A 24,385-nucleotide genomic window follows, 5' to 3' on the forward strand; every position below is an offset into this window, starting at 1 on the left:
CATGTTACCTACTTCCCGCTAGTTTATTCTTACGTTTGTTAAATCCAATTTTAATTGTATCAATCCCTAATAATAAAAGTGGAAGAAGTAATCCATAGAGCAATACGATTGGCGTCCATGTGATGTTTAAGAATGTATGGAAGAATATAATATTCGGCGACATGATATTTGCAGAGATTATGATAATAATTCCAAAAGGAAAAGTGAGCATTTTAAATTCTTTCAAATTAAAGATTTGGGCAAAACTTAGCGTTAGTGAATAAAAAGATATCGTTGTTTTAATAAATATCGATATAAAGACCATACCGCCGGCTAATACTTCAATTCTTTGGATAAAATTACCAATATTTACCTTTTGAGCTAAGACATAAATTGGATAGTTTAATTGTGCTGTTTGCGTAGGACCTAAAACTAGGATGGACATGATTACCACGACAAAAATGATAAAACCACCTGTTAAAGTACCAAGGACGAAAACTTTTCCTAACTTTTTAGAAGGAGCAACAGATGGAATAATCATTAAAAAAATAATGACATCTGCAAAAGGAATACCCAGTGATAAAAAGGCTGCCTTAATAACAGGCTTTACTCCAGTTTCTAAATAAGGAGAAAGATTTTTAAATTGAATTTCAGGGAGAAGAAACATAACTAACAGTAAAAAAAACAAGAGTATCCAGGGGAGAACCATCTCGGAAGTTCGGGAAAATGTTTCGAGGCCAAGACGTGTCCCATATATTACGAGTAAGATAAAAATAATTTCAATTGCCTGAATTGGAGTCTCTGGCAAGATTTGGGCGGTAATGAAATCCCCGATAATACGAAGCAGACCTGCTGTAACAATAAGAACGTAGAAAAATAATAAAATGGAAATCCCTTTGCCAATCCATTTTCCTAAGATACGTTCGTTCATTTCCACAATAGTTAAATAAGAGTAACGTTTTGAAAGAATTCCATAGATCCCCACAATTCCTAACCCGATACATATCGCGAGCAGTATGCCCATCCAAGCATCCTGTTTAGCGACAGATACCACCATGTAAGGAACAAATAAGATGGAGGTACCAACTTCAAAAATTAAAATTAAAATGAAAAATTGGGATCGAGATATTTTCCCTTTTTCTAACATGATACCCTCCACTTAAGTTAATAGGCTGTCGATTAAATCTGTTAAAGGTTTAATAAACGTAATAATCCAATCTAGCGGATTAGGTATATTAACACCTAGGGCGATTAGGATAGTTAATAACGTCCCGGAAGATAGAAGAAAACAAAAGCAGACAATTTCTTTATAAAACTTTTTCTTCATCAATGGCCGTAACTCATAAATTGATATCAAAATGGAAATGATTAGTATTCCAATACTATATAACACTAAAAGTTACTCCTTTTCTTGTTCTAAAAAAGATTGATTAACCGCACCTGTTTGTTTGATTTTGTATTCTGAATGAAAAGATACAGGAAGATTGACAAATTCTTTATCCCAATTCTTTTTTAATTTCTTCCATGCTTGTGGATCGGCACGGTGAATTACTTCCCCAAATCCAAAGATATCAACTCCAAATTTTTTTGCCCTATTAACTGAGGTTTTAAGTATATCAATATTTACCTTTTCCACATTTTCTTCAAGTTTCTTTATAGTTTCTGGTTTTGTTAAATCTATGTGACAGGCAACTTCTCCGATGTTGGCTTCTGCAGATACCTGAATATCTATTTTTGGCTTTCCATTAACAACCCTTCCTTTAACCTTCGATTTGGAACGAATTACTTCTACAATCAATTGGCCTTTTTTAGTACAGGGAACATGTCCTACCGTACTATGGACATTATCCTTTATGTAGTTATAGCCTTTGCTCTCCTTTTCATTAAACCAGCCAATTAATTTATCCTTTTTAAAAACAGCAATGTTTTTGTACTTTAAACGTGCATAAGGTTCTATTCTCTGAACATTATTAACGGATTCCCCTTTAGAAGCTTTTCCTTGGATCGATATCCCGGTAAGGACAGGATGAATCCCTTCACTCGTTAAAGACGAGATGAGTTCGTCCAATTGAATGGCAATGGTAGGGGCCCATGCTTTTTCTGATGTTTCAAGAGAGGAACGCATTTTATGAGCAGGTATTTTTTCAATTGATGTTAAGTTTCTAAGAATTTCTTTGGCCTTGATATCCTTAGAGACTACGATGTAAAAATCTTTGCGAAATTCGTTGTCTCTCGTAAAAAAATCTAAAATATTATTAAGTCCATCTTTGGCAACTGCCTCACTTATCACGAGCATTTGTAAATGAGACCAATAAAGTTTTCTAGGTGAAATGGTTGTAATTCTGCGGACTGCTTCAAATATATGATTTCCTTTTTCATCATACGTTGTAACGGGTGCCCTTCCGCCCCCGCCGTTTGCACTATTCGATACTTCCCCTGGGTCAACCACTTGAGCAGAGATTAAATATTGATCTCCAGATTTATCAATTGACAGACCTACAACCAATGCAAGTTCATTTAATTCTCTTCGATTCCAGCATCCACTAAGTAAAGGGATGAGTAAAACAGTAATAATCAATAAAGATAAGCACTTCATTTTTATCATCCTTTTAATTTAACTACTTTTCGGGTTCTGGTTTTGCTGCAGCTGGGCTGGGTTGTCGCTTTATATTTTTTTGGTTAATTAACCGTGGCCGGGTAAATAAAGCCCATTGTGGAAAACGAACAAGTGTATCTTTTAAGTCTTCTGGTATAAGAGGACTGAATGGTGCCATGTAGGGAACTCCGAAGGAACGTAAAGAGTTCAAATGCATTAATAGAGCTAAGGAACCAACTGTTATTCCATAAAGGCCAAAAGACGCAGCGAAAAACATCATCCCAAAGCGGAGCATTCTGACCGAAATAGCCATATTATAGGCTGGGAAAACAAAGTTTGCAATTGCTGTTAGAGAAACAACAATAACCATCGATGCAGAAACAATACCGGCTTCAACGGCGGCTTGTCCAAGCACTAACGCTCCTACGATTGATACGGCTTGACCAACTGCCCTTGGCATCCGAATTCCTGCCTCACGAAGAATTTCGAAGGCAATTTCCATTATTACAGCTTCAACAAAAGCGGGAAAGGGAACCCCTTCACGCTGGGCAGCTAAGCTTATTAAAAGCGGAGTTGGCAGCATTTCTTGATGAAAGGTAGTTACCGCAATATAAAAGGATGGTCCAAATAAGGCAATTAAAAAACAAGTAATACGCAGTAATCTAAGAAGGCTGCCTATATCTGACCGCTGGTAATAATCTTCAGCAACCTGGAAATTTTGGATAAATAATGAAGGGACTACTAAGACAAATGGAGTTCCGTCGACAAGAATGGCCACTCTGCCTTCTAAAAGGCAAGCAGCTATAACATCTGGCCGTTCTGAATTAAAAATAGTTGGAAAGGGAGTGAACGTTTCATCTTGAATTAATTCTTCGATGTATCCGCTTTCCAATATCCCTCCAATATCAATTTTGTCTAGACGATGATGTACTTCCCCGACCAATTTGTCATTTACGATTCCCTTAATATACATAACAGCGATGTTTGTTTTTGTTAAGGTTCCTATTTGTTTTTGTTCACAATATAGATTATGGTCTTTAATTTTCCTTCGAAGCAAAGCCGTGTTGGTTCGAAGGTTTTCCGTAAACCCCTCTCGTGGACCACGTACAAGGGTCTGGGTAGCCGGCTCTGAAACTGCGCGGTCTTCCCAGCCGGCTGTTGAAGCAGAAATCGCTTCAGTAGAGCCATTTATTAAAATTACCGTATTTCCCGATAGAACGGTTGTGTATAAGCTTTCAAAATCTCTAATCTCCGCAATGTCTCCAACCGTTAAAATGCTATTTTTGATTTGTTGAATTAGTTTAATTCTTGATATCTGACCTTTCTTTACATCAACCATTAATGATTCAAGAATAAAATTTTGAATCGCTGTTGAATCTGCTAAACCGTCAGTAAAAATGATTGCAGCATTATTTGATTCATCATTGCCGATATTAAAGGTTCGAACGATAACGTCCGAGCTTTTTTGAAAGGTCTTTTTTATTTTTTGTATATCTTCATTGAAAATTCCCGAGAGAGGTTCAAGGGAAGGATTGTGTTCATTTGGAACGGTTTGTTTATTTTTTTTTTGGTTATGGTTGTTTTTTCTGCGATGAAACAAACTCATGGCATTTTCCTTCTCTTTTTAGTCATTAAGGGGGATTTCATTTCTTTATTTAATATTCTTCTTATGAATGTTAATTATTACTGTCAAAGAAAAAATAGCCATGGATGAAATTTCTTAAAAGGGTAATTTTTAATTTATAAGGTATTCAACTTAAATGAAAGTAGAAACTAAATGAGTAAAAGGAAGAAGTTTTTCTCTTGAGCCAGATATTTTGATGTTAAGCAAACTAACCCAAATGAATAGGGAGATTAATAATGGAGAAAAGGATTGCCATAATTTTAGTAGGTATTTTCGTTTTATTATCAATTTGTCTATTGCGATTCAATACCTTTGAGTATGCTTACACACCACCAAAAAGTAAAACAGAAAATGGTACCTTAAGTGCAAATCAGATTAGAACATTATATTCAAAAGAAGAAGCAGGGACCGATTCTGAAATAGAGCTTGGTAAGAGGATGTTTTTTGAAGAAACCTTCGGTGATGAAGTTTTTTTCAGCGACATTATGGGACTATTTGATGGACCATTTACACTTGGGAAAATGACTAAAGCTTTAATAAAACTAGGTGGAAAGGGTACTTCAAATTTAAAGGTCGAGGCGGCTAAATCCTTTCATGCCGGTAATATTTCTATAAAAAAAGGAGACCTAATCGACACAGGACTAGATGTAGCAAAAGGAACATATATTCCGCTTGGGATAAAGTTCGTCTTAGCAGATGGAAAACCCAAAGCGGGAATCAGTTGTGCCGCTTGTCACGCTGCAGTAAATGATAAAGGAAATGTAATGGTTGGAATGCCAAATACAGATTTAAATATAGGGCTAACCCTCGCCATGGCTACAAATACGGCTTCTTATTTTACTCACACAGAAATGAAAAGTATCAAGGATTTTATCAAAAATGATGCAAGGAATTCCAAGAGTATTTCCTTGCCAGACACTAAAGAACTCGAGAAATTTACTGATTCCGAGATAATTAAATGGCCGCGGGGAAGTAACGATACAACAATTGACTTTAAAAATAATCCTGTTCAGATTCCTGATTCCTTAACATTGAGTGACCATCCATATGGTTGGAGCGGGCAAGGACAGATTGGTCCTTTTAAAGGGTTAAGTGCAGCTATTAATAATGCCCATTCACAGAATATGGATGCTATCTCTCAATCAGAAATTAGTGAACCTGTTTTGAATATTAAAAAGGAGGTTTACTTGGGGACAGTTCTCCAGAATGCTTCTAATCATAAATTTAGATATGATCCAAAAAGGAAGTTAAAACCTTCAGAGTTTTTTGCAAAGGTGGATCCAACACCGGGAGTACCTGGTGTAAACAGATTAGTCCATTCAGCTACCTACCCTAAAATTTCTTTCCTTTCAAGTGTAGGACTTTTACCTGGTTCAACAGGATACAAGGTTTGGGAGCAGATAAATGCCTTGTCAGCCTTTATGAACACATTAACCCCTCCCTCAACGGGGTTAAAAATGAATTCCTTTGTATATGCAGAAGGAGAAAGAGTATTTGCTAAAGCTGGATGTATCTCTTGTCATGCAGGTGATCATTTAACAAACAATCGTGTATTAAGTGTAGAACAAATTAGGACAGAGCCTTCACGAGCTGGAAGCTTTAAAAAGACGGAACTTTATTTTAGTGATCCAAAGATGTTTAAGACCAATACTCCGATACCCCTGCCAGACCATCCTGAAAAGGTGAGTTTAAAAATGTCTAAAGAGCAGAAACAAAAGTTAATGCTTAGCTGGGCATTCGGAGATTCAAAAGGCGGATATAAAACTCCGAGTTTATATGGATTGTATTACAGTGCACCTTATTTACACGAAGGGGGAGTATCAATAGGAAAGAATCAAGAAATGGGGATTCCGGATACACTTATGAAGGGCATAACGGCCGACCCTTTCAACAGTTTACAGGCACTGGTTGATTCAAATATTAGGAAACAGGTAATTAAAGCAAATCGTTCTTCAGCAGATACAAGTAGCGTCCATGTTTCAGGGGAAGGTCACGAATTTTGGGTGGACAATAGCACTGGGTTCACTAGGGCACAACAACAAGCACTGATATATTATTTGCTTAAGGTTTCTGATAAAGCAGTAAAATAAAAAATACCTCCTTTGTGAGGTATTTTTATTTTCGTGAAATTACGGTTTAAGAATGACTTTAATGCATTCATCTTCGTGGTCATTGAACATTTTATAGGCATCACTGGCTTGGTTGAGTGGGAGTTTATGAGAAATAACCTCAGTTGGGTCGAATTCTCCTTGAGCAATTTTTTTATACAGCTCAGGCATATAATGATTAACTGGGGTCAAGCCCGTTTTAAGAGTAATATTTCTTTCGAAAATATTACCAAGCGGAAATAGATTATAGAAAGATCCATATACCCCGGTAAGCTGAATCGTCCCATATTTTCTAACTGCCTTGATTGCAATCTGGATGGCACTCAATGTACCGCCTTGAATTTTTAACTTTTGTTCAATTGCTTCAAGTGGAGACCTTTTCCCATTCATGCCAACACAATCAATCACTATATCGGCACCACCATTGGTCATCTCAAAAATAGCTAATCCAATATCATCATAGTCATTTAAATTATAACATTCAACTTGATTCATCCGTTTGGCATGCTGGAGCCGATAATTCAGATGATCGATAGCAATTACTCGCTTGGCACCTTTCATCCATGCGAACTTTTGAGTCATTAAACCAACAGGACCACAGCCAAGAATGACAACAGTATCACCTGATTTTACGCCTGCACTTTCAACACTCCAGTAGGCAGTGGGTAAAAGGTCAGAGATAAATAAAAGTGATTCATCAGGGAGCTCACAGGATTTAGGGATAACCAGCGGCATGAAATTTCCAAATGGAACACGCAGAAATTCAGCCTGAGCACCTAGATAATTTCCGTACCGTTCCGTAAAGCCAAGATATCCTCCGGTATCCACTTTAGGAGATGGATGGGGATTCGCGTTATCACATTGACTCTCCATATCATGCTCGCAAAAGAAGCATTGCCCACAGGCGACAGTAAAAGGGATGACTACTCTGTCACCCTTTTTTACTTTTGTTACTACTGGACCAACTTCTTCAACAATACCGATTGGTTCGTGGCCGATGATATACCCTTCAGGAGTGGGAACTACACCACGATAGATATGTAAATCTGAACCACAAATAGCTGTAGTGGTAATTCGAATGATGATATCATCTTTTTTTTGAAGAGAAGGGTCTGGAACATCTTTTACTTGAATATTCTTAGTGCCCTGAAAGGTTACTGCCTTCATAAATTGACCTCCAAAGGTTAAACCTTTTAAAATGGTATAGTTTTGGAGAGGGAGTTAAGACTCTCATAAAATTAGTATGTTCACAAAAATATTTAAAATGATTTTATTTTTAATGTTTTTCCATCCTTCTAACATAATCACCGGTTATACAACTTGTTTCCCCATATAGGCATTCAATAGCTCAATCATAATTGATTTTATTTACTGTCAATACAGTCCTAATTTCTTCTAATATAGAACCCGCCATAAGTAAAACGTGGCATAGGCCTGCCAGTCGGACCAGTTTGCTGAAAGTTTGATTAGTTCTTCTTTTGTAGGTTTATTCTCCGAACCCTTCAAGAATTTAATAGCGTTATGCAAGCCAACATCGTCAATCGGAAAAGCGGTGGGAAATCGCAAGCAGCGCATTAACACGTAATTCGCCGTCCAGGGACCGATCCCGCGGATCTTAATTAAGGTTTTTTCAGCATCTTTGAAATCCAATTCGAGTAGTTTTTCTTTAGAAAGTTCACCTCTATCCATTAACTGGGCAATGCCGATAATATACTCACTCTTTTTTACGGTCATTTTTATATCCGCTAAATCTCCTGGTGTTAATTTCGCAATTTGGTTATAGCTGGGAAAAACCCAATATTTACGACCATCCCGCTCGATCGAATGTCCAAATTTTTCAACAAACTGTCTTTTTAACGTATAGGCAAATCCTAAATTTATCTGCTGCCCTAAAACTCCCCAACAGAGTGCTTCGAACAAATCGGGTACACCAATTACTCTTAAACCGCGGAATTCCTGGACAGGTTTTTCGAGCAGCGCGTCTCCTTTGGCCATTTCGTAAAATGGAGATAAATCCTGTTCAAAATCAAACCATTCCGAAATAAAGCTAAAAACTTTTTTCCATTCTTTTTCGGCTGGGGTAGAATCTATAAACTGGACAATCATTTGGTTTTTATCATTTTCGTATATCTGAACAAGTCTATTGGCTGATGCTCCTGTTTGAACTACTCTTGTAATAACATTATTTTCAATGTCATACATGCATTCATTTTTATTGCGTCCTAAATAGCCAAGATTTACAGCCATATTAAAGTCTAGCGGTAAATTAATATATAGCTTATCATTATCAACAAACCAACGATTTTCACTTGAGTTTGTCAAAATTATCACTCGCATTTCTTTTGATAGTATGATCACAAAAAAAAGATTTCTAATCTTGTCTTTCTAGTTTGAAAATAGGCTATTTCTATATGGTGTGGTTATAATTAGAGAAGGAAAATGAGAAGACAGGGAAACACAGTACAATACTGTTAATCAAAATGTAACACGGAGGAATGAGAAAGTGAAATCTCAGACTAAGCCGACTATTTATTGGTCAATATTAAACTATAAAGATTGGAAGATGTACATGGCGGCTACATCAAAGGGACTTTGCTTTGTAGGTTCTCAGAATATGCCATTTGAAGAGTTAGCAGAATGGGCAAACAAACGCTTTCCCGGAAGCCCTATTGTTGAATGCCAGGAAGAACTCAAGCAATATGAGATTGAACTTGCTGAATACCTAGATGGCAAACGAAAGTCCTTTACCATGCCGTTTGATTATAATGGAACAAACTTTCAACTATCGGTGTGGACCGCTTTGAGTGAGATTCCCTACGGAGAAACTAGATCTTATTCTGAAATTGCCCATGCGATAAACAAACCCGCTGCTGTTCGGGCTGTTGGGACAGCAATTGGGGCTAACCCAATATTAATAACAGTTCCTTGCCATCGCGTCGTAGGAAAGAACGGGGCGTTGACTGGTTATCGTGGCGGTATAGAAATGAAAACCCGGCTTCTAGAGTTGGAACAAAAAGGGGGATCACATTAAAAGAGGTGTCAAACAACAAATATTCATCAGTTGTTTGACACCTTTTATTTGTTTAAGTTTCTTTTTAGTTTATGATTTGCTTTACGCAAATTGAACACGCTATCCGCAAGTTGGGGTAGTCTATCCGCAAATTGAAACACGCTATCCGCAAAATGAATTGCTTTATCTGCAAGTAGTAGGGGCTTAACCGCAAGTTAAAATCCTTTATCTGAAAATAGTCTTATTTATTGTCTACATTTTTTAACATATCGATCATTTCTTGTGCATCATGGCTTAGGTTCAATTTAGCATTGAATGATAGATCGGTTTGATTGGTTTTCTTGGCTAATTCAGAAGCAAACTTCTCCATAAAAGTAAGTGACGTATCAACCGATCCTTTTTCCAAATGGAATTGAGCTTGTTTCAATGAATTTTCTAATTGTGGAACGATCGATCCAGATATCTCTCCATTTGCTTGATAGTCCTCAAGTTTTTTCGCTAATATTGATAACAAACCAGGTGTCCAGTAAACATTAATTGGAACGTTTGCCCAGTTCATATCACTTGCCAAATAAAAGCTTGTGTAGGAAGGCTGATTATAGGCTGTATTTTGTCGGGCAACTTCTGCTCTATATTGAGGGTCGTCCATTAACGTATACAGTTTATGGCGGGTAACCTCTGTGCTAAGGTAAATCCTAATAGCGGAACTATCAGTAGTTCTAACAAGAAGCTCCTCACGCCAGTCACCAAATATATCCGCAACTAACCCAGGATTTCCCTTTGTATCATTATTTGTTCGAGTACCTTCAGCAGTAAGGACAGTACCTTTCTGCCAATCTTTAATAGTAGGAGTGACCTCTCGTGCCCCGTCCACAATCTGTGTTGTCATATCTACAGCCCACTTAATGTTCATGTTAGTTCCTGGAGCAGTATTACTAATTTTTTGTCCATCCGCAGTCCATAAACCAACGGCCCATGTTTCTAAACCAGGATGTGTCGGATCAACATCCCCAACCATTCCTCGGCCAGTATCTTTACCCGTATAACCGCCATAAATCGTTTGACCTGTTTTTGCATCACGAAGTGAATAACCATAAGGGGCTCCTGTTGCTCCCTCATGAACCATAAAGATTTCCATTCCAGGTCTATTTGGGTCAATGTCTGTTACATGAAGGGCATCCCCATGTCCCAATCTAGCAAGTGTACCGGGTGATGAGCTTTGTGGCGGCAATATATCCTTTGAACTGTATAACAATGAACCGTCATGGTCTATAGTAGCTCCTCCATAAACGATTTCTTGCTTTCCATCACCATCAGCATCTGCGGCACTTAACGAGTGTGCCCCCTGGGTAGTGATTGAACCATATACAGGGTCTGTACCATCTTTTCCATGCGGACTATCATTAAACGGATTAGTCATTGGTGTCCATCCACTGTCAACCGCCCAATTTTCCTTCAATTTTTTTCCATTCCAGCTGTATGTAACCAGATTAGTTCTTGTATAATAACCACGGCCAAAAACGGCATAAGGCTTTTCACCATCGAGATATGCTACACTCGCTAGGAAGCGGTCAACGCGGTTTCCTGGCTCAATTCTTGCCATCGCATAGTCGCCCCACATTAGGCCATCGTCATAACGACCAGGCTTATAGTCAATGGTATCCATTTCTGCACCTGTTTCACCATTAAAGACAGACAAATACTCAGGGCCGTCAACAATAAATCCTTCAAAATTTCTAAGCTTGTTATTGCTGCTTCTGCTAGGGGCATATACATCCATAAAGTAATTGGTTAAGCTTTCAGCATCTTCTTTTGAAAGAGGGTAACTGTATTTCTTTGCAATTCCAAAACATTCTTCCAATGTTTTTGGCCAATTCCCATTTACTACCTCTTCCTGCCTGTCCCAGTTCATAAACATATTAACCACATGATTATAATAATCTTCTTTACTCATCCGATAATCATCGGTATTGCTATATCCTGCTTCAATGTCTTTTTGCTGCAAGGTGATATATTTTTCGGAGGTGACATTTCCTGCTTGGTCGTAGTTAATCACTTTTGTTCCCGGGGCCGTTTTGAACATGATTTCCGATTTTCCGTCCCCATCAAAATCATAGACAAGAAACTGGGTATAATGGGCACCAGAACGAATATTCACGCCTAAATCCATTCGATAGAGGAGAGTGCCGTCAAACTTATAGCAATCGATATACGTATTACCGGTATAGCCTACTTGTGACACATCCTTAGCATTGGAAGGATACCATTTGACAAAAAATTCGTATTTTCCATCTCCGTCAACATCCCCCACACTCATATCATTTGCCGAATAAGTGTAGGTTTCACCAGCTGGGGTTACTCCGTCTGCCGGTTTTTTTAGGGCTAAATCATAATAGGCTTGACCCCATGCTGTGACAGAAGCGCTTTGATCTAATTCTTTTCCATCTAGAACGGAGCTTACATAATACTTTGACGCAGTCTTACCCTGCTTATCTATAAAGTTTGTACTGTCCGTTACAGTGGCAATTTTTTTACCATCCCGGTAAATATTAAAATCAACACCCGTCAATCCAGTAGTAGAATGACCTTTTGCTTCGTTGGCTAAAAAGCGCCAGCTTAAGAATGTCCCCTCAGAAGTAGCTGCCGCTACAAGACCTCTATCAAGATATTCTAACTGAATTCCTTTACCTTGAAACTTATTAGAGAATGGTCTGTCCTGAATCCCCGTTGCGGTTGCGGTTGAAACGCTGCTTAATAACAATGGTAAGGCGATGGTGGTCGATAATAGCCTTTTAGTAATGGAATGTTTCTTCATTATTACCCTCCTAAAATTTCACTTCCAACAGCTAGTGAATCCAAATTGATATGATTACGCTTACAAAAACCACCTCTCTTTCGCGATTGCACCCCATACCAAGGAGGATTCTTCAAACAGAAAAATCTTCTCTATTATATTTTAATTATTCTGAACATTTAATTTAAAATTCAGTTATTTTTCGTGAAAATACAGTGCACTCTTTTTCGAAAAACAACCCTTTGTGACTAATTTCATAGTCTAATAGAACGGTTGTTAAAAAAATGAGTATGTTACTAAAATTCCGACAGGAGAAAACACTGTTTTTTAATAAAAGAAAACGGAATTTTAAATTTATTTAAAAAAAGGGCTTCCATATAATAAAAGGTGAATGCTTAACACTAAAATTCATTTAATACGCAATTGCTTGCAATAACATTAGTGGAGGTAATCGAATTGCACAGAAACGAAATTGAAAAGAAAATTGAATTGCTTATTGAAAACCTAGTTAACTTGACAGACCCGGATGGGAAGTATGCGATTCCGCTTGCTGATGGCAGAAAAATTGATAATAAAAGTTTTAACTATTGGGAATGGACAGCAGGTGTCGGTCTGTATGGAATGATGAAGTACTATAAACTGACAAAAAATGAAAACGTATTAACTATCATCGTAAAATGGTTCGACGAACAGTTTAAAGAACCACCAGTGGAAAAGAATGTTAATACAATGGTACAAATGTTAACACTCGCCTATTTGTATGAAGAAACCAAGAATCCTGCTTATCTTCCATACTTAGAAACTTGGGGGGAGTGGCTCTATCATGATATGCCAAGGACAAAGGATGGCGGAATCCAGCATGTCGTGTTTGGATCTGAGAATAATCAACAATTATGGGATGACACCTTAATGATGAGTGTTCTACCATTAACCAAAATCGGTTTATTACTGAACAAAGCGGAATATATTGAAGAAGCCAAAAAACAATTCTTGGTACATATTAAATATCTGTTCGATAAGAAAACAGGATTATGGTTCCACGGCTGGACATTTGAAGGAAATCACAACTTCGCAGAAGCACTTTGGGGACGCGGAAACTCCTGGATAACGATTGCAATTCCTGAGTTCTTAGATCTAGTTGCCCTACCGGACAACGACCCTGTTCGCCAGATATTAGTAGACACGTTAAACAGACAGATTGAAGCGCTCGAAACGCTTCAAAATGAAAGCGGTTTATGGCATACACTGCTAAATGACCCAACCTCCTATTTGGAAGCATCATGTACAGCTGGGTTTGCTTTCGGAACCTTAAAGGCTGTTCGCAAACGGTATATCGATAAAAGGTACCAAAATATGGGCTTAAAGGCTATTCAAGCAGTGATTGAATATATCGACGAAAACGGAGAATTACAGCATGTATCGGCAGGTACGGCAATGGGAGAGACAAAAGAATTTTATAAGGAAATCCCCGTTACAGGTATGCCTTATGGACAATCAATGGCTATTCTTGCTTTAGTAGAATACTTGTATTACAGAATTTAAGTGAAAGGGATCTAGTGGTTTTTGGTTGCGAAGAAGGTAAAAGAGACAGGGAAAATCATCGCTCTAGATTAAAGTAGAAACATAGAAAAGGAGAATGAAAAATGGAAACTCGTTATGCGCATCATCCGGAAGATATGAAGAAATATAATACTGAGGAACTACGAAGAGAATTTTTAGTAGAAACACTATTCGAAGCTGGGCAAGTCCATCTAACCTATACTCATGTGGACCGCATGATTTTCGGTGGCGTTACTCCTGCAGAAAAGGAATTAACTATCAAGCTTGATAAAGAGTTAGGGGTTAGTTATTTCTTAGAGCGCCGTGAGATGGGGGTTATCAATATTGGCGGAGACGGCCTAGTCATTCTTGACGGTGAAGAATATGATATGCAGCGCTATGACGGCTTGTATGTAGGAAAAGGAACGAAAGAGGTTTTATTTAGATCCAACGATCCTAAAAATCCAGCTAAGTTTTATATCAATTCCACTCCTGCACACCATAAATATCCTACTGTCAAAATTGATATTAATGAAATCAAACCGCTTGAAGCAGGCAGCCCTGGAACCCTAAATGAACGAAAAATCCACCAATATATTCATCCGAATGTATGTGAGTCCTGCCAGCTTCAAATGGGATTAACAATGTTATCCCCTGGAAGCGTGTGGAATACGATGCCTTGTCATACACATGAACGCCGTATGGAAGTTTATTTATATTTTAATATGGAACCGGAAACTCGTGTCTTCCACTTCATGGGTAAACCGGATGAAACAAGACATTTGGTTATGAAAAATGAGCAAGCAGCCATCTCCCCAAGCTGGTCTATCCATACTGGAACAGCTACAAGCAATTACACTTTCATTTGGGGGATGTGCGGCGAGAATATCACGTATGATGACATGGATCATGTCAAAATGGAGGATTTAAGGTAGTTACTTACCAAAATAAGCGAACTCTCGGATAAGATGGCTTAATTTGCGAAAAACAAAAAGTAGGTGATGGAGTTGAACATTGGCATACGAGCACATGATCTGGAAAATCGTCCTCTCGAAGAGTTAGTAGAGGAAATAGCAGGGAAAGGGCTCACTTCTGTTCAATTAGCCTTAGGCAAATCTTTTGATTATTTGAAGCTCGAACCAGGAACATTAAGTCCTGGTTTGGCCCATTATATTGGAACTGCGTTCGCGAGAAAAAACGTTCAAATTGCCGTATTAGGCTGTTATTTCAACATGATTCATCCTGACTATGCAGAACGGAGAAAAGGGATAGAGCGTTTTAAAGAACATATCCGCTTTGCCAGGGATTTTGGTTGTAGTGTCGTGGGGTCTGAAACGGGCAACGTCAATCCTGAAATTGTTTATACAGTTGAAAATTTTAAGGAAGAGCCGTTTTTGGAAGTGGTTGAGAGTGTTCGGGAACTCGTGAAGGAAGCCGAGAAATTTGGAGTAATTGTAGGGATTGAAGCTGGTGTCAATCATCCAATTTATTGTTCGAAAGTGATGAAGCGGCTTTTGGACATGGTCAATTCCAATCATCTTCAAGTAATTCTTGATCCTGTCAATCTATTAACGATTGATACTTATCTAGATCAAGACAACATTATCCAGGAAGCATTTGACCAGCTTGGAGACAGAATTGTCATCCTCCATGCCAAAGATTTTCTTGTCGAGGAGAACCAACTGAAGACTGTGGCAGTTGGCCAGGGACTATTAAATTATGATGTTGTGTTGAAACAGGTTAAACGGAAAAAGCCGTATCTCAATATTTTAATGGAAGAAACGACAGAACCTTTTATTAATGAAAGTCTCTTGTTCTTAAAAAACAGGTACGAACAAGCCTAAAAGATTTTTAAGGAGGTAGTAAGATGAAATCTTTATTTTCATTAGAAGGGAAAATAGCCCTTATCACTGGTGCAAGCCGTGGACTTGGCCAGGGCATGGCAATTGGTCTAGCCGAAGCGGGGGCAACCGTTATTGGTGCAGGCATGAGCGATATGTCAGCAACTCGTAAGCAGATTGAAGCAATCGGCGGAACTTTTCATGACCTTAAAATAGATTTATCCAAGCAAGGGGCCCCAAGTGAGCTAGTTGTGGAAGCTTTATCCGTTGCCGGACAAATTGATATCTTAGTAAACAATGCTGGCATCATTCGTCGTGCACAAGCGGAGAATTTCACAGATGAGGATTGGTATGAAGTTATAAATGTCAATCAACATGCCGTTTTCCAATTATGCCGTGAAGTGGGCAAACATATGATTGAAAAAGGTTCAGGGAAAATCATCAATATTGCCTCGATGTTATCTTTCCAAGGGGGATTACGTGTTCCTGCTTATACTGCCAGCAAACATGCGGTGGCTGGTTTGACAAAATCATTTGCAAATGAGTGGGCAGGTAAAGGTGTAAATGTAAATGCGATCGCACCTGGCTATATGGTAACGGACAATACGGCTCCAATCCGAGGGGATGAAAGCCGGAATACTTCGATTACCTCAAGGATTCCACAAGGCCGTTGGGGGACTCCAGAGGATTTAAAAGGAGCCGTTATTTTCCTAGCTTCTGATGCCTCCAATTATGTTAACGGTCACATTTTACCGGTAGACGGCGGCTGGTTAAGCTCCTAACCCTAAAAATGTATTATGTTTTTTAAATCCCATACCCATCTTAATTTTTGCTTACAAACAGGATTATGATGGGGATTTTTTATAGGTAAATACGAAAAAAACATTCATGGCAATGGAGGTAAGAAATGAATAGAATTGTAGTTTGCGGACTTAGCAATCGTGCACTTGGAATGTTTATTCAGCCAGTTTTAACACAATTTTCGCAGCAGAATGAAATTGTAGGGTTACTCGATCCAGATGAACGCAGAATGGAAATCGCAAAGGAAAGTTTTCCATCCTTAAATTCTATCCCTGCTTATCATCCAAATCAATTTCAGCAAATGATTAAAGAGACTAATGCCAATACTGTTGTGGTGACGAGCCGGGATGATACCCATATCGATTATATTTTACAAGGCTTAGAGAATAATTTAACCGTTATCACGGAAAAGCCGATGGTGACTAATGCCAACGATGCCAAAAGGGTCATGGAGGCGGAGGCACTAAGTAATGGAAAAGTCATTGTAGCCTTCAATTACCGCTATAATCCTTTCCATCGAAAAATTAAGGAGATAATTTTAGAGGGGAAAATTGGCAGAGTTACTTCTGTTGATTTGAATTGGTATATTGACACTTACCACGGGGCTAGTTACTTCAAGCGATGGAATCGTGATCGAAATCGGTCAGGCGGTTTATCCATTCATAAATCAACTCATCATTTCGATTTGGTTAATTGGTGGATTGACCAAAAGCCGGAGCAGGTCTATGCCTATGGTGCCTTAAATTATTACGGCAAAGACGGAGAATTAAATCCAAGTCTAACCGATCATCGTTATTGCAGTACTTGCCAGGAAAAACAAGATTGCCAATATTATATGCGCTGGTCGAATCGCCGAAATAACTTGGCAATTAAAGATGATCATATTAAATCAGAAGGTATTGAAAAGTCGGCCCATAATTATACGAATTACCGCCCTGATTCTTGTATTTTCGATCATGAAATTGAAATTGAAGACACTTATGCGGTGACAGTTAAGTATGATAAAGGTGCTTTTTTAAGCTACTCGGTTAATTTTTCGCTTCCATATGAAGGTTATCGCCTAGCGATAAATGGAACAAAAGGAAGACTTGAAACGACGGAATTTCATGAACCAAGCAGAATTCCGTTCCCATTCCCGGAACAGACGATTGAATATTATCCGCTATTTGGTTCAAAAGAAATCATTCATGTTTTGCAAAATGAAGGCGGACATGGCGGTGGTGACCCAGTGCTTCAAGAAGATCTCTTCATGGGGGTTGATCCGAGACGTCCATATCAAATTTTAGCCGGTGCCGAAGCGGGGGCCTATTCCATTGCAGTGGGTGAAGGGGTTTGGCGATCGAGTAAAGAAAATCGACCTTTTAGTATTAACGAATTATTAAGGCAGACGAGTGATTCCTCTCAATTAGTCTAGTGAACTATTAGGGGACAAACGGCGTTTTTTGAGTTCCGCCGATAAAATGGGAAAAAGCGCCGATAAGTAATTAAAAAGCGCCGATAAAATTCCAAAAACCGCCGATACGGCTCAAAAAAGCGCCGATAAAGTTTCATTTCAAGCTCAATTGAATCAAAAAGTTATGCCAACTATCTATATTTATTAATTTTGGGTGGGATAAAGATGCCTCAACTTGTATTTGATGAAGAAAAAGTAAAAGAAGCTATTGAACTCGTCGTCGATAGAACCTCTAAAATGGATTTCAGCTGGGATTGGCCGGGTGGGGTTGCCTTTTACGGTGTGGCTGAAGCCTATGAAGCAACAGGTGAGAAAAAATATTTGCAATTTATTAAGGAATGGGTCGATCAGGAATTGGAAGATGGATTGCCAAAGCTTACCGTGAACGCTTCATCCATCGGACATACTCTTCTGACATTATATAAAGCAACAGATGAGGAAAAATATTTAGAATATGCCACCCAGATGGCAGATTTCCTACTACATGATGCTGAGAGATTTGCAGATGGGGTCCTGCAGCATACGGTAAACGGTGTTAATAGTGTATTCCCGGAGCAGGCGTGGGTCGATACAATGTTTATGGCAGGTTATTTTCTGTTAAGAATCGGACATTTGCTCGACCGGAAGGATTACTTTGATTTCGGATTGAAGCAATATCATGGTCATGAGCAGTTTCTTCAGGATGACTTAACCAACCTATATTATCATGGCTGGGACAATATCGCCCAAAACCATATGTCCGGCATTTTTTGGGCGCGAGGAAACAGCTGGGCAGCCTTTACGATGGCAAGGGCTTTAGAACTCGTGAAGGTGCAGCATCCATCCTTTATGATCATCGATGGCTCACTCCGCGATCAACTAAGTACATTAGTTCGCCTGCAAGATGATTCTGGACTTTGGCATACGATTGTGACTGAGCCTGAGTCCTATTTAGAAACATCAGGTTCGGCAGGAATTGCAGCAGCGTTACTGACAAGGGGAAAACTCTACAATAAGTATGTTCAAAAATCTATAGATGGCATCCTGAAGCAAGTTAAACAGGACGGCTCCATCATGAACGTGTCAGCCGGAACTGCGGTCATGGATGATGCCGAAGGGTATAAAGGAGTTCCTTATAAAAGGGTTCAGGGCTGGGGTCAAGGCCTGGTCCTTGCTTTTTTATCATTATTAATAAAGCACCATAGTAAGAATCAATCGTAAAACGAAACCAACCTGCGGAAGGGCTTCCTTCCTCGGGTATTTTTTACATAATCAACAGTTAGGGGGACCATATGTTCAACCACTCGTATGTTCTAATTGATGGGAGTACTGTTATTTTTCCGCCTAAAAACATGCCAACTCCGGTGCAGCATGCCCTTGAAATGGTCGTAAGGGATCATTTAAAAGTATTTGGTAAGCCTCTGAAAATAGCCTCCTCGCTTGATGAGGCCCCTGATCTAATCATCAGATATGTCACAAATGATGATGATTGTCCTGATTGGCCGGAGGGATATGGTTTTCGCTTTCGTCACGAAAATGGGAAACCAGTTATGTATATTATTGGAAACGATGATCTTGGAATCATCTATGGACTCCTCGATTACAGCAAGAAGTATTTAGGTGTTGACCCATTTTGGTTTTGGGCTGATCTGCCGATTGAAAAAAGAACGGAAATACAAATCCCTGTTCAAGATTATAATTCCCAAAAATCAAAGGTGAGGTATCGGGGCTGGTTCGTGAACGACGAGGTTTGTTTAATCGGCTGGAAGGAAAAGTATCCACCTTCAAAAGAAGTATGGTATCCCGTATTTGAAACACTGCTCCGCTGTGGAGGCAATATGGTAATCCCGGGTACAGATCTCCCCAAGCATGGAATTCATGCCGAATTAGCATCCGAAATGGGACTGTGGATTACTCATCACCATGCTGAACCTTTAGGAGCTGAAATGTTTTTACGGGCCTATCCCGGGAAAGAACCAGACTATCAAAAAAATCCGGAGCTTTTCGAGAATCTTTGGAAGGAAGCAATCGAGAAACAAAAACATCAAAAGGTCATTTGGGTCCTTTCCTTCCGAGGACAAGGGGATGCACCGTTTTGGCACTATGCCTCTGGATTTGATACACCAGAAAAACGAGGCGAGATGATCTCTAGAGTTGTGAAAAGGCAATATGAAATGATAAGGAAGTCTGTCGAAGAGCCGGTTTGCTCGATGGCCCTCTATGGTGAAATTGCTGAGTTGTATAAAGAGGGGCATATCAGAGTTCCTGAAGGTATTATCCACATTTGGGCGGATAACGGATATGGAAAAATGGTGTCACGCAGGCAAGGAAATGAAAATCTCAGGATCCCTTCGTTACCGGCTGCAAACGATCCCGGTGAACATGGGATCTACTATCATATCACTTTTCATGACCTGCAAGCCTCTAATCATTTAACGATGTTCCCGTCCCCGCCAGAAATGATTATTGAGGAAATTCAGAAGACTTTTGAAGCAGGAGCAGACTCGTATCTATTATTAAACAGTGGAAATATCAGGCCCCATCTCTATCCTCTAGACCTTGTTAGTGAATTATGGATCAGCGGAACAGTCAATCAAGAAGACCATTTAGAAAGGTTTATTAAACGTTTCTATCAATCCAACAACAAACAAATAGAAACACTTTATCGGAGTTATTTTACATATTCTATTAAATATGGTGAACATGAAGATGATAAAGCCGGAGAGGAATTTTATCATCATCCTGCCAGGAAAATGATTGGCCACTGGCTTCAAGGGAAAGCCGATATTCCGTTAGACAAACTTTATTGGGCAACAGGTGAGGTACCTTTTGAAAGCCAAGTCCTTTGGTTTAAGAATAAATGCGAAGAGGCTGTAAAGGGATGGGAAGAATTATTACAGCAATGCCGAGACTTAAGTATCCAACTAAGTAAAGAGGATCAGCAGCGGTTTTATGATCAGTTCACCCTGCACGTGGAATTGCATGTTTCTGGCTGTAACGGTTTTATTGCCCTTTGCAATGCCTTTTTCCATTTCAGAAAACAAGAATACGCGCTTGCCTTCGTCCGAATTTCACAATCCATTCGGCATTATAACGATAGTATTCTAACCTTACAACGTGCGGAACATGGGAAGTGGGAAAATTTTTATCGTGCGGATTGGTTAACCAATATAAAAAGCACACTCTATTCGCTGGATGCCTTGCGTAAGTTTATTAGAATTCAAACCGACAGCCCGGATTTCTTCTTATGGCATAAGGAGTATTTAATGCCGGAAGCAGAAAAATATATTTATTTGGAAAATACCCACCGGAACCCTTTATCAGATGATGAACTCTCAAACAGGCTGGAAAAATTGTTTATTCAAAGCAAAGAATTGCTATAGAAAATATGTTCAGGGAGAAGATAGATATGGCAAATAAAACTACGAAACCACCCATCAATATTTATTTGGCAGGAGATTCAACGGTAGCAAATTGTCCGCCAAATGAAGCGCCCATGGCGGGATGGGGGCAGGTTTTTCAATCCTTTTTTACGGATGATGTAAAAATCCATAACCATGCAAAAGGCGGAGCCAGTACAAACAGTTTTATTGAAGAAGGACGACTAGAAACAATTTTTGGATCCATTCAATCGGGTGATTATCTGTTCATTCAATTTGGACATAATGACCAAAAGTCTTATGGAACAGAAGCATATACCACCTATCAATCATACCTGACTGAATATATTGAGGGTGCTCGGGAACGAGGGGCTATTCCAATCTTGATTACATCAGTTCATCGAAGAAATTTTGATGAAAATGAGGTATTAGTCAATACACTTGGGGATTATCCTATATCAATGATGGAAGTTGCCAAAAAGCTAGAGGTACCGCTTATCGACTTATGGGCAAAGACAGCGAAACTCTATCAATCATTAGGTGTAGAGGGTTCCAAACAATTATTTACATGGTTTAATGCCAACATGCATCCCAACTATCCTAATGGAATTCAAGACAATACACACTTTTGTGAAGCAGGAGCCAGGGAGATTGGCAAATTAGTTATTGAAGGAATTAAAGAGCTGCAATTACCAATTACAATCTTTATAAAAGAATAGATTAATAGAAACGAGGCGATATTAATTGGAGAAAAAGCTGTATCATGGAGCCGCCTATTATCCCGAACTATGGGATGAAAAAGTAATCGATGAAGACATCAAGCTGATGAAGCAAACAGGGATAAACGTCGTTAGAATCGGGGAATTTGCTTGGGCAGCCATGGAACCGGAAGAAGGTATGTTCGATTTATCCTTCTTTAAAAATATCATTAATAAACTCTATGATCATGGAATTGAGACAGTGATGTGTACCCCTACCCCTACCCCGCCAATCTGGTTCACGCAGGGACATCCGGAACGGATGTATGTAGAAAAGGACGGAAGAGTAATGGGACATGGCTCAAGACAGCACGCCTGCACCAATCATCCCTATTTTCGATTAAAAGCAGAGTTGATAACAGAACAGATTGCCAAAGAGGCAGGAAGCTTACCTGGTGTCATCGGCTGGCAGATTGACAATGAATTCAAATGTCACGTGAGTGAATGTATGTGCGAAACGTGTAAAGATTTATGGCATCAGTGGTTAGAAGAGCGGTATGGTACGATTGAACAACTGAATGAAGCATGGGGTACGCAAATCTGGAGCGAATCTTACCATGGCTTTGAACAGGTACCGCAGCCAGGCCACGCACCATTTTTACACAACTCATCATTAAGTACGATGTATCAATTATTCTCTATGGAAAAAATTGCAGAGTTTTGTGATGAGCAAGCAGAGATTATTAGAAAATATTCCTCTGCGCCGATTACCCATAACAGTTCGATGATGTTTAGTGTTGACAATGAGAGACTATTTAAAAATCTTGATTTTGCCTCATTTGATACCTATGCAACGATCGATAATTTCCCTGCCTATCTGATTAACAGTGATTTGTGGAGAAACATAAAAAAAGGCAAAGACTTTTGGGTAATGGAAACAAGCACATCCTATGCAGCATCGCTTGAAAGCTATGCTAGCCCGCATCCGAATGGGTATTTAAAAGCTGAAGCAGTGGCAGCCTATGCGTTAGGGGCAGAAGGTTTTTGTTACTGGCTCTGGAGACAGCAGCGTTCAGGCTGCGAACAGCCGCACAGCTCTGTGATCAGTGCATGGGGCAAACCAACAGCAGGCTATGCCAATGTACTGGAAGTAGAGAAGATGAGAAAGGAAATCGAACCTATTATTCTATCGACTAGACCGAGTCAAGCGGAATTGGCCATCACCTATTCCGATCGGGCAAAGGCATTTTTTAAAACTGAATCTCACCGTGGGTTAAATCACCGGGCTTTATTAGTAGATTTTTATGAAAAAATAGTATCATTGGGAATCCATCGCGACCTGATTCCTGAAGGGGCTGGCCTTCAAGGGTACAAAGTATTATTAACACCGTTTATCCCATATGTTTCATCAGAGTTAGTAACTCGTGCCAAGCAATTTGTTGAAAATGGCGGAGTTTGGATTGTTGGTCCTTTAACAGGTGGAAGAACGGAGGCTCATACTGTACATACCGATTGCGCTTTAGGGAATCTTGAGCAAACAGCGGGTGCCAAGGTGTTATTTACTTACCCGATGGATGGAAGCGGAACGATTGGCCGAGCCTTTGATGTGTCTGCCCCGCTTGGGATGTGGAGTTCTGTATTCGAATTTGACCAAGAAACGACCGTAGGACTCATTGAAGAGGGACTCTCTGAGGGGAAATCCTTTATCACAGAGCATCGCCTAGGTAAGGGGAAAATAGTCATGCTTGGTTCCATGCCTTTAGGAACGGAAGGAGACGTGATGTTACAGAAACTGGTTGACCATTATTCACAAGAAGCTAATATAGTGCTAAGAACAGATGTAACAAAGGGGACCATCGTTGCTCCAAGAAAGGGCGATGGATATTCTATTTGGTTTGTGATTAACATGGACGGAAACGGCGGAAGCGTTACGCTGCTTAAGGAAGGAATAGACTTACAGACTAATAGTGTCGTCTGTCCTGGAAAACTTGAAGTAGGCAAATTTGAATATAGAATGATCCGAATCAATGAGATGGAGGGAATATAGATGATTAAAAAAGCAACTGTCATGAAGGTTTTTGAAGGGTTTCAGGAAGAGTATAAGAAACGCCATGATGAAATCTGGCCTGAGCTGGCCCAAGAATTAAAAAATCACGGAGCCCATCATTATTCGATTTTTCTCGATGAGAAAACGAATAATCTGTTTGCCTATGTGGAAATCGAAAGTGAAGTAAAGTGGAATGCGATGGCGCACACCGATGTTTGCCAGAAATGGTGGGCATTCATGAAAGATATTATGGAAACCAATCCTGATAATAGTCCGGTAGCCATCGAACTAAAGCAAGTATTTTATTTGGATTAAAGGTTGGGTTATGTCTTAAAATTTTTGAACTCGGCTTACTTAGAAACAGGATAGCAATCGTTAAAAAACATATAGAAATAGTTGAAATCCATATCATGTCAGGTGATATGGTTTTTTATAGTTTTAATTGATTTGAAACCATCTCTAATTTTCTAGTATTTCAGTGGTTTAAAAAAATTGTAGAATGATATACAATATAAGGAATATGATTACGCTTACAC

Annotated in this window: 19 protein-coding genes; 12 read left to right on the forward strand and 7 right to left on the reverse strand. The window is 39.2% G+C overall.

Features of this window, described 5'->3' with window-relative positions; translation table 11 throughout:
* Positions 1-4: 4 nt before the first annotated feature.
* From V7077_RS04855 to V7077_RS04870, 4 genes are read right to left on the reverse strand one after another with little or no spacing between them, the layout of a single operon-like run.
* Positions 5-1,126 carry a GerAB/ArcD/ProY family transporter gene (locus V7077_RS04855; protein ID WP_335498848.1) on the reverse strand — a complete coding sequence of 374 codons (1,122 nt, stop codon included), beginning with the start codon at positions 1,124-1,126 and terminating at the stop codon, positions 5-7.
* A 12-nt stretch (positions 1,127-1,138) separates the two neighbouring features.
* Complete coding sequence (locus V7077_RS04860; protein WP_335498854.1) at positions 1,139-1,372, reverse strand: hypothetical protein; 234 nt, start codon at positions 1,370-1,372, stop codon at positions 1,139-1,141.
* 6 nt (positions 1,373-1,378) lie between these two features.
* Positions 1,379-2,575 (reverse strand): Ger(x)C family spore germination protein, encoded by a 1,197-nt coding sequence (locus tag V7077_RS04865; protein WP_335498856.1) that lies wholly within the window; start codon positions 2,573-2,575, stop codon positions 1,379-1,381.
* A gap of 22 nt (positions 2,576-2,597) precedes the next feature.
* Positions 2,598-4,181, reverse strand: a complete 1,584-nt coding sequence (locus V7077_RS04870) for a spore germination protein (RefSeq protein WP_335498858.1) — start codon at positions 4,179-4,181, stop codon at positions 2,598-2,600.
* Between the two features lie 254 nt (positions 4,182-4,435).
* Between V7077_RS04870 and V7077_RS04875 the strand changes: the two genes are divergently transcribed.
* Positions 4,436-6,289, forward strand: a complete 1,854-nt coding sequence (locus V7077_RS04875; RefSeq protein WP_335498861.1) for an electron transport protein — start codon at positions 4,436-4,438, stop codon at positions 6,287-6,289.
* A 39-nt stretch (positions 6,290-6,328) separates the two neighbouring features.
* On the opposite strand, the gene V7077_RS04880 is transcribed toward V7077_RS04875, so the two are convergent.
* Together V7077_RS04880 and V7077_RS04885 are read right to left on the reverse strand one after the other, a co-directional pair.
* Positions 6,329-7,474 carry a zinc-dependent alcohol dehydrogenase gene (locus V7077_RS04880; protein ID WP_335498864.1) on the reverse strand — a complete coding sequence of 382 codons (1,146 nt, stop codon included), beginning with the start codon at positions 7,472-7,474 and terminating at the stop codon, positions 6,329-6,331.
* Positions 7,475-7,702: 228 nt separating this feature from the next.
* Positions 7,703-8,644 carry a DNA-3-methyladenine glycosylase family protein gene (locus tag V7077_RS04885; protein ID WP_420489610.1) on the reverse strand — a complete coding sequence of 314 codons (942 nt, stop codon included), beginning with the start codon at positions 8,642-8,644 and terminating at the stop codon, positions 7,703-7,705.
* Between the two features lie 166 nt (positions 8,645-8,810).
* On the opposite strand from V7077_RS04885, the gene V7077_RS04890 reads away from it, so the two are divergent.
* Entirely contained in the window at positions 8,811-9,338 is a 528-nt protein-coding gene (locus V7077_RS04890) for a methylated-DNA--[protein]-cysteine S-methyltransferase (RefSeq protein ID WP_335498867.1), read from the forward strand.
* A gap of 220 nt (positions 9,339-9,558) precedes the next feature.
* On the opposite strand, the gene V7077_RS04895 is transcribed toward V7077_RS04890, so the two are convergent.
* The gene (locus V7077_RS04895; protein ID WP_335498869.1) at positions 9,559-12,132 is read right to left on the reverse strand and encodes a rhamnogalacturonan lyase; all 2,574 of its coding nucleotides are present in this window, start codon (positions 12,130-12,132) and stop codon (positions 9,559-9,561) included.
* Between the two features lie 435 nt (positions 12,133-12,567).
* On the opposite strand from V7077_RS04895, the gene bglB reads away from it, so the two are divergent.
* From bglB to rhaM, 10 genes are all read left to right on the forward strand, one after another.
* Complete coding sequence (bglB, locus tag V7077_RS04900; RefSeq protein ID WP_335498872.1) at positions 12,568-13,653, forward strand: beta-galactosidase BglB; 1,086 nt, start codon at positions 12,568-12,570, stop codon at positions 13,651-13,653.
* Positions 13,654-13,754: 101 nt separating this feature from the next.
* Entirely contained in the window at positions 13,755-14,585 is an 831-nt protein-coding gene (gene kduI / locus V7077_RS04905; protein ID WP_335498875.1) for a 5-dehydro-4-deoxy-D-glucuronate isomerase, read from the forward strand.
* Between the two features lie 66 nt (positions 14,586-14,651).
* Entirely contained in the window at positions 14,652-15,494 is an 843-nt protein-coding gene (locus tag V7077_RS04910; protein WP_335498878.1) for a sugar phosphate isomerase/epimerase family protein, read from the forward strand.
* Between the two features lie 23 nt (positions 15,495-15,517).
* Positions 15,518-16,273, forward strand: a complete 756-nt coding sequence (kduD, locus tag V7077_RS04915; protein ID WP_335498880.1) for a 2-dehydro-3-deoxy-D-gluconate 5-dehydrogenase KduD — start codon at positions 15,518-15,520, stop codon at positions 16,271-16,273.
* A gap of 125 nt (positions 16,274-16,398) precedes the next feature.
* A complete protein-coding gene (locus V7077_RS04920) occupies positions 16,399-17,706 on the forward strand; it encodes a Gfo/Idh/MocA family protein (protein ID WP_335498883.1) in 1,308 nt (435 codons plus the stop codon).
* 204 nt (positions 17,707-17,910) lie between these two features.
* Positions 17,911-18,945: a glycoside hydrolase family 88/105 protein gene (locus V7077_RS04925; protein WP_335498887.1), complete on the forward strand. Its 1,035-nt coding sequence runs from the start codon at positions 17,911-17,913 to the stop codon at positions 18,943-18,945.
* Between the two features lie 71 nt (positions 18,946-19,016).
* Positions 19,017-21,107, forward strand: coding sequence for a glycosyl hydrolase 115 family protein (locus V7077_RS04930; RefSeq protein WP_335498890.1), 2,091 nt, complete (start codon positions 19,017-19,019; stop codon positions 21,105-21,107).
* Between the two features lie 26 nt (positions 21,108-21,133).
* Complete coding sequence (locus V7077_RS04935; RefSeq protein ID WP_335498893.1) at positions 21,134-21,823, forward strand: rhamnogalacturonan acetylesterase; 690 nt, start codon at positions 21,134-21,136, stop codon at positions 21,821-21,823.
* A 25-nt stretch (positions 21,824-21,848) separates the two neighbouring features.
* Positions 21,849-23,849: a beta-galactosidase gene (locus tag V7077_RS04940; protein ID WP_335498895.1), complete on the forward strand. Its 2,001-nt coding sequence runs from the start codon at positions 21,849-21,851 to the stop codon at positions 23,847-23,849.
* Positions 23,850-24,164, forward strand: a complete 315-nt coding sequence (gene rhaM / locus V7077_RS04945; RefSeq protein ID WP_335498899.1) for an L-rhamnose mutarotase — start codon at positions 23,850-23,852, stop codon at positions 24,162-24,164.
* Positions 24,165-24,385: the final 221 nt, after the last annotated feature.

The organism is Neobacillus vireti, from assembly GCF_036962465.1.
In the GTDB taxonomy this organism is placed as follows: domain Bacteria; phylum Bacillota; class Bacilli; order Bacillales; family Cytobacillaceae; genus Neobacillus; species Neobacillus vireti_B.

Excerpts from the sequence above, each read along its gene's own strand:
- V7077_RS04895 (WP_335498869.1), bottom strand. The coding sequence starts at position 12,132 with ATGAAGAAACATTCCATTACTAAAAGGCTATTATCGACCACCATCGCC.
- V7077_RS04910 (WP_335498878.1), top strand. The coding sequence starts at position 14,652 with ATGGAGTTGAACATTGGCATACGAGCACATGATCTGGAAAATCGTCCT.
- V7077_RS04855 (WP_335498848.1), bottom strand. The coding sequence starts at position 1,126 with ATGTTAGAAAAAGGGAAAATATCTCGATCCCAATTTTTCATTTTAATT.
- V7077_RS04870 (WP_335498858.1), bottom strand. The coding sequence starts at position 4,181 with ATGAGTTTGTTTCATCGCAGAAAAAACAACCATAACCAAAAAAAAAAT.
- V7077_RS04920 (WP_335498883.1), top strand. The coding sequence starts at position 16,399 with ATGAATAGAATTGTAGTTTGCGGACTTAGCAATCGTGCACTTGGAATG.
- kduI (WP_335498875.1), top strand. The coding sequence starts at position 13,755 with ATGGAAACTCGTTATGCGCATCATCCGGAAGATATGAAGAAATATAAT.
- V7077_RS04885 (WP_420489610.1), bottom strand. The coding sequence starts at position 8,644 with ATGCGAGTGATAATTTTGACAAACTCAAGTGAAAATCGTTGGTTTGTT.
- V7077_RS04935 (WP_335498893.1), top strand. The coding sequence starts at position 21,134 with ATGGCAAATAAAACTACGAAACCACCCATCAATATTTATTTGGCAGGA.
- V7077_RS04925 (WP_335498887.1), top strand. The coding sequence starts at position 17,911 with ATGCCTCAACTTGTATTTGATGAAGAAAAAGTAAAAGAAGCTATTGAA.
- rhaM (WP_335498899.1), top strand. The coding sequence starts at position 23,850 with ATGATTAAAAAAGCAACTGTCATGAAGGTTTTTGAAGGGTTTCAGGAA.
- V7077_RS04930 (WP_335498890.1), top strand. The coding sequence starts at position 19,017 with ATGTTCAACCACTCGTATGTTCTAATTGATGGGAGTACTGTTATTTTT.
- kduD (WP_335498880.1), top strand. The coding sequence starts at position 15,518 with ATGAAATCTTTATTTTCATTAGAAGGGAAAATAGCCCTTATCACTGGT.
- V7077_RS04880 (WP_335498864.1), bottom strand. The coding sequence starts at position 7,474 with ATGAAGGCAGTAACCTTTCAGGGCACTAAGAATATTCAAGTAAAAGAT.
- V7077_RS04865 (WP_335498856.1), bottom strand. The coding sequence starts at position 2,575 with ATGAAGTGCTTATCTTTATTGATTATTACTGTTTTACTCATCCCTTTA.
- V7077_RS04875 (WP_335498861.1), top strand. The coding sequence starts at position 4,436 with ATGGAGAAAAGGATTGCCATAATTTTAGTAGGTATTTTCGTTTTATTA.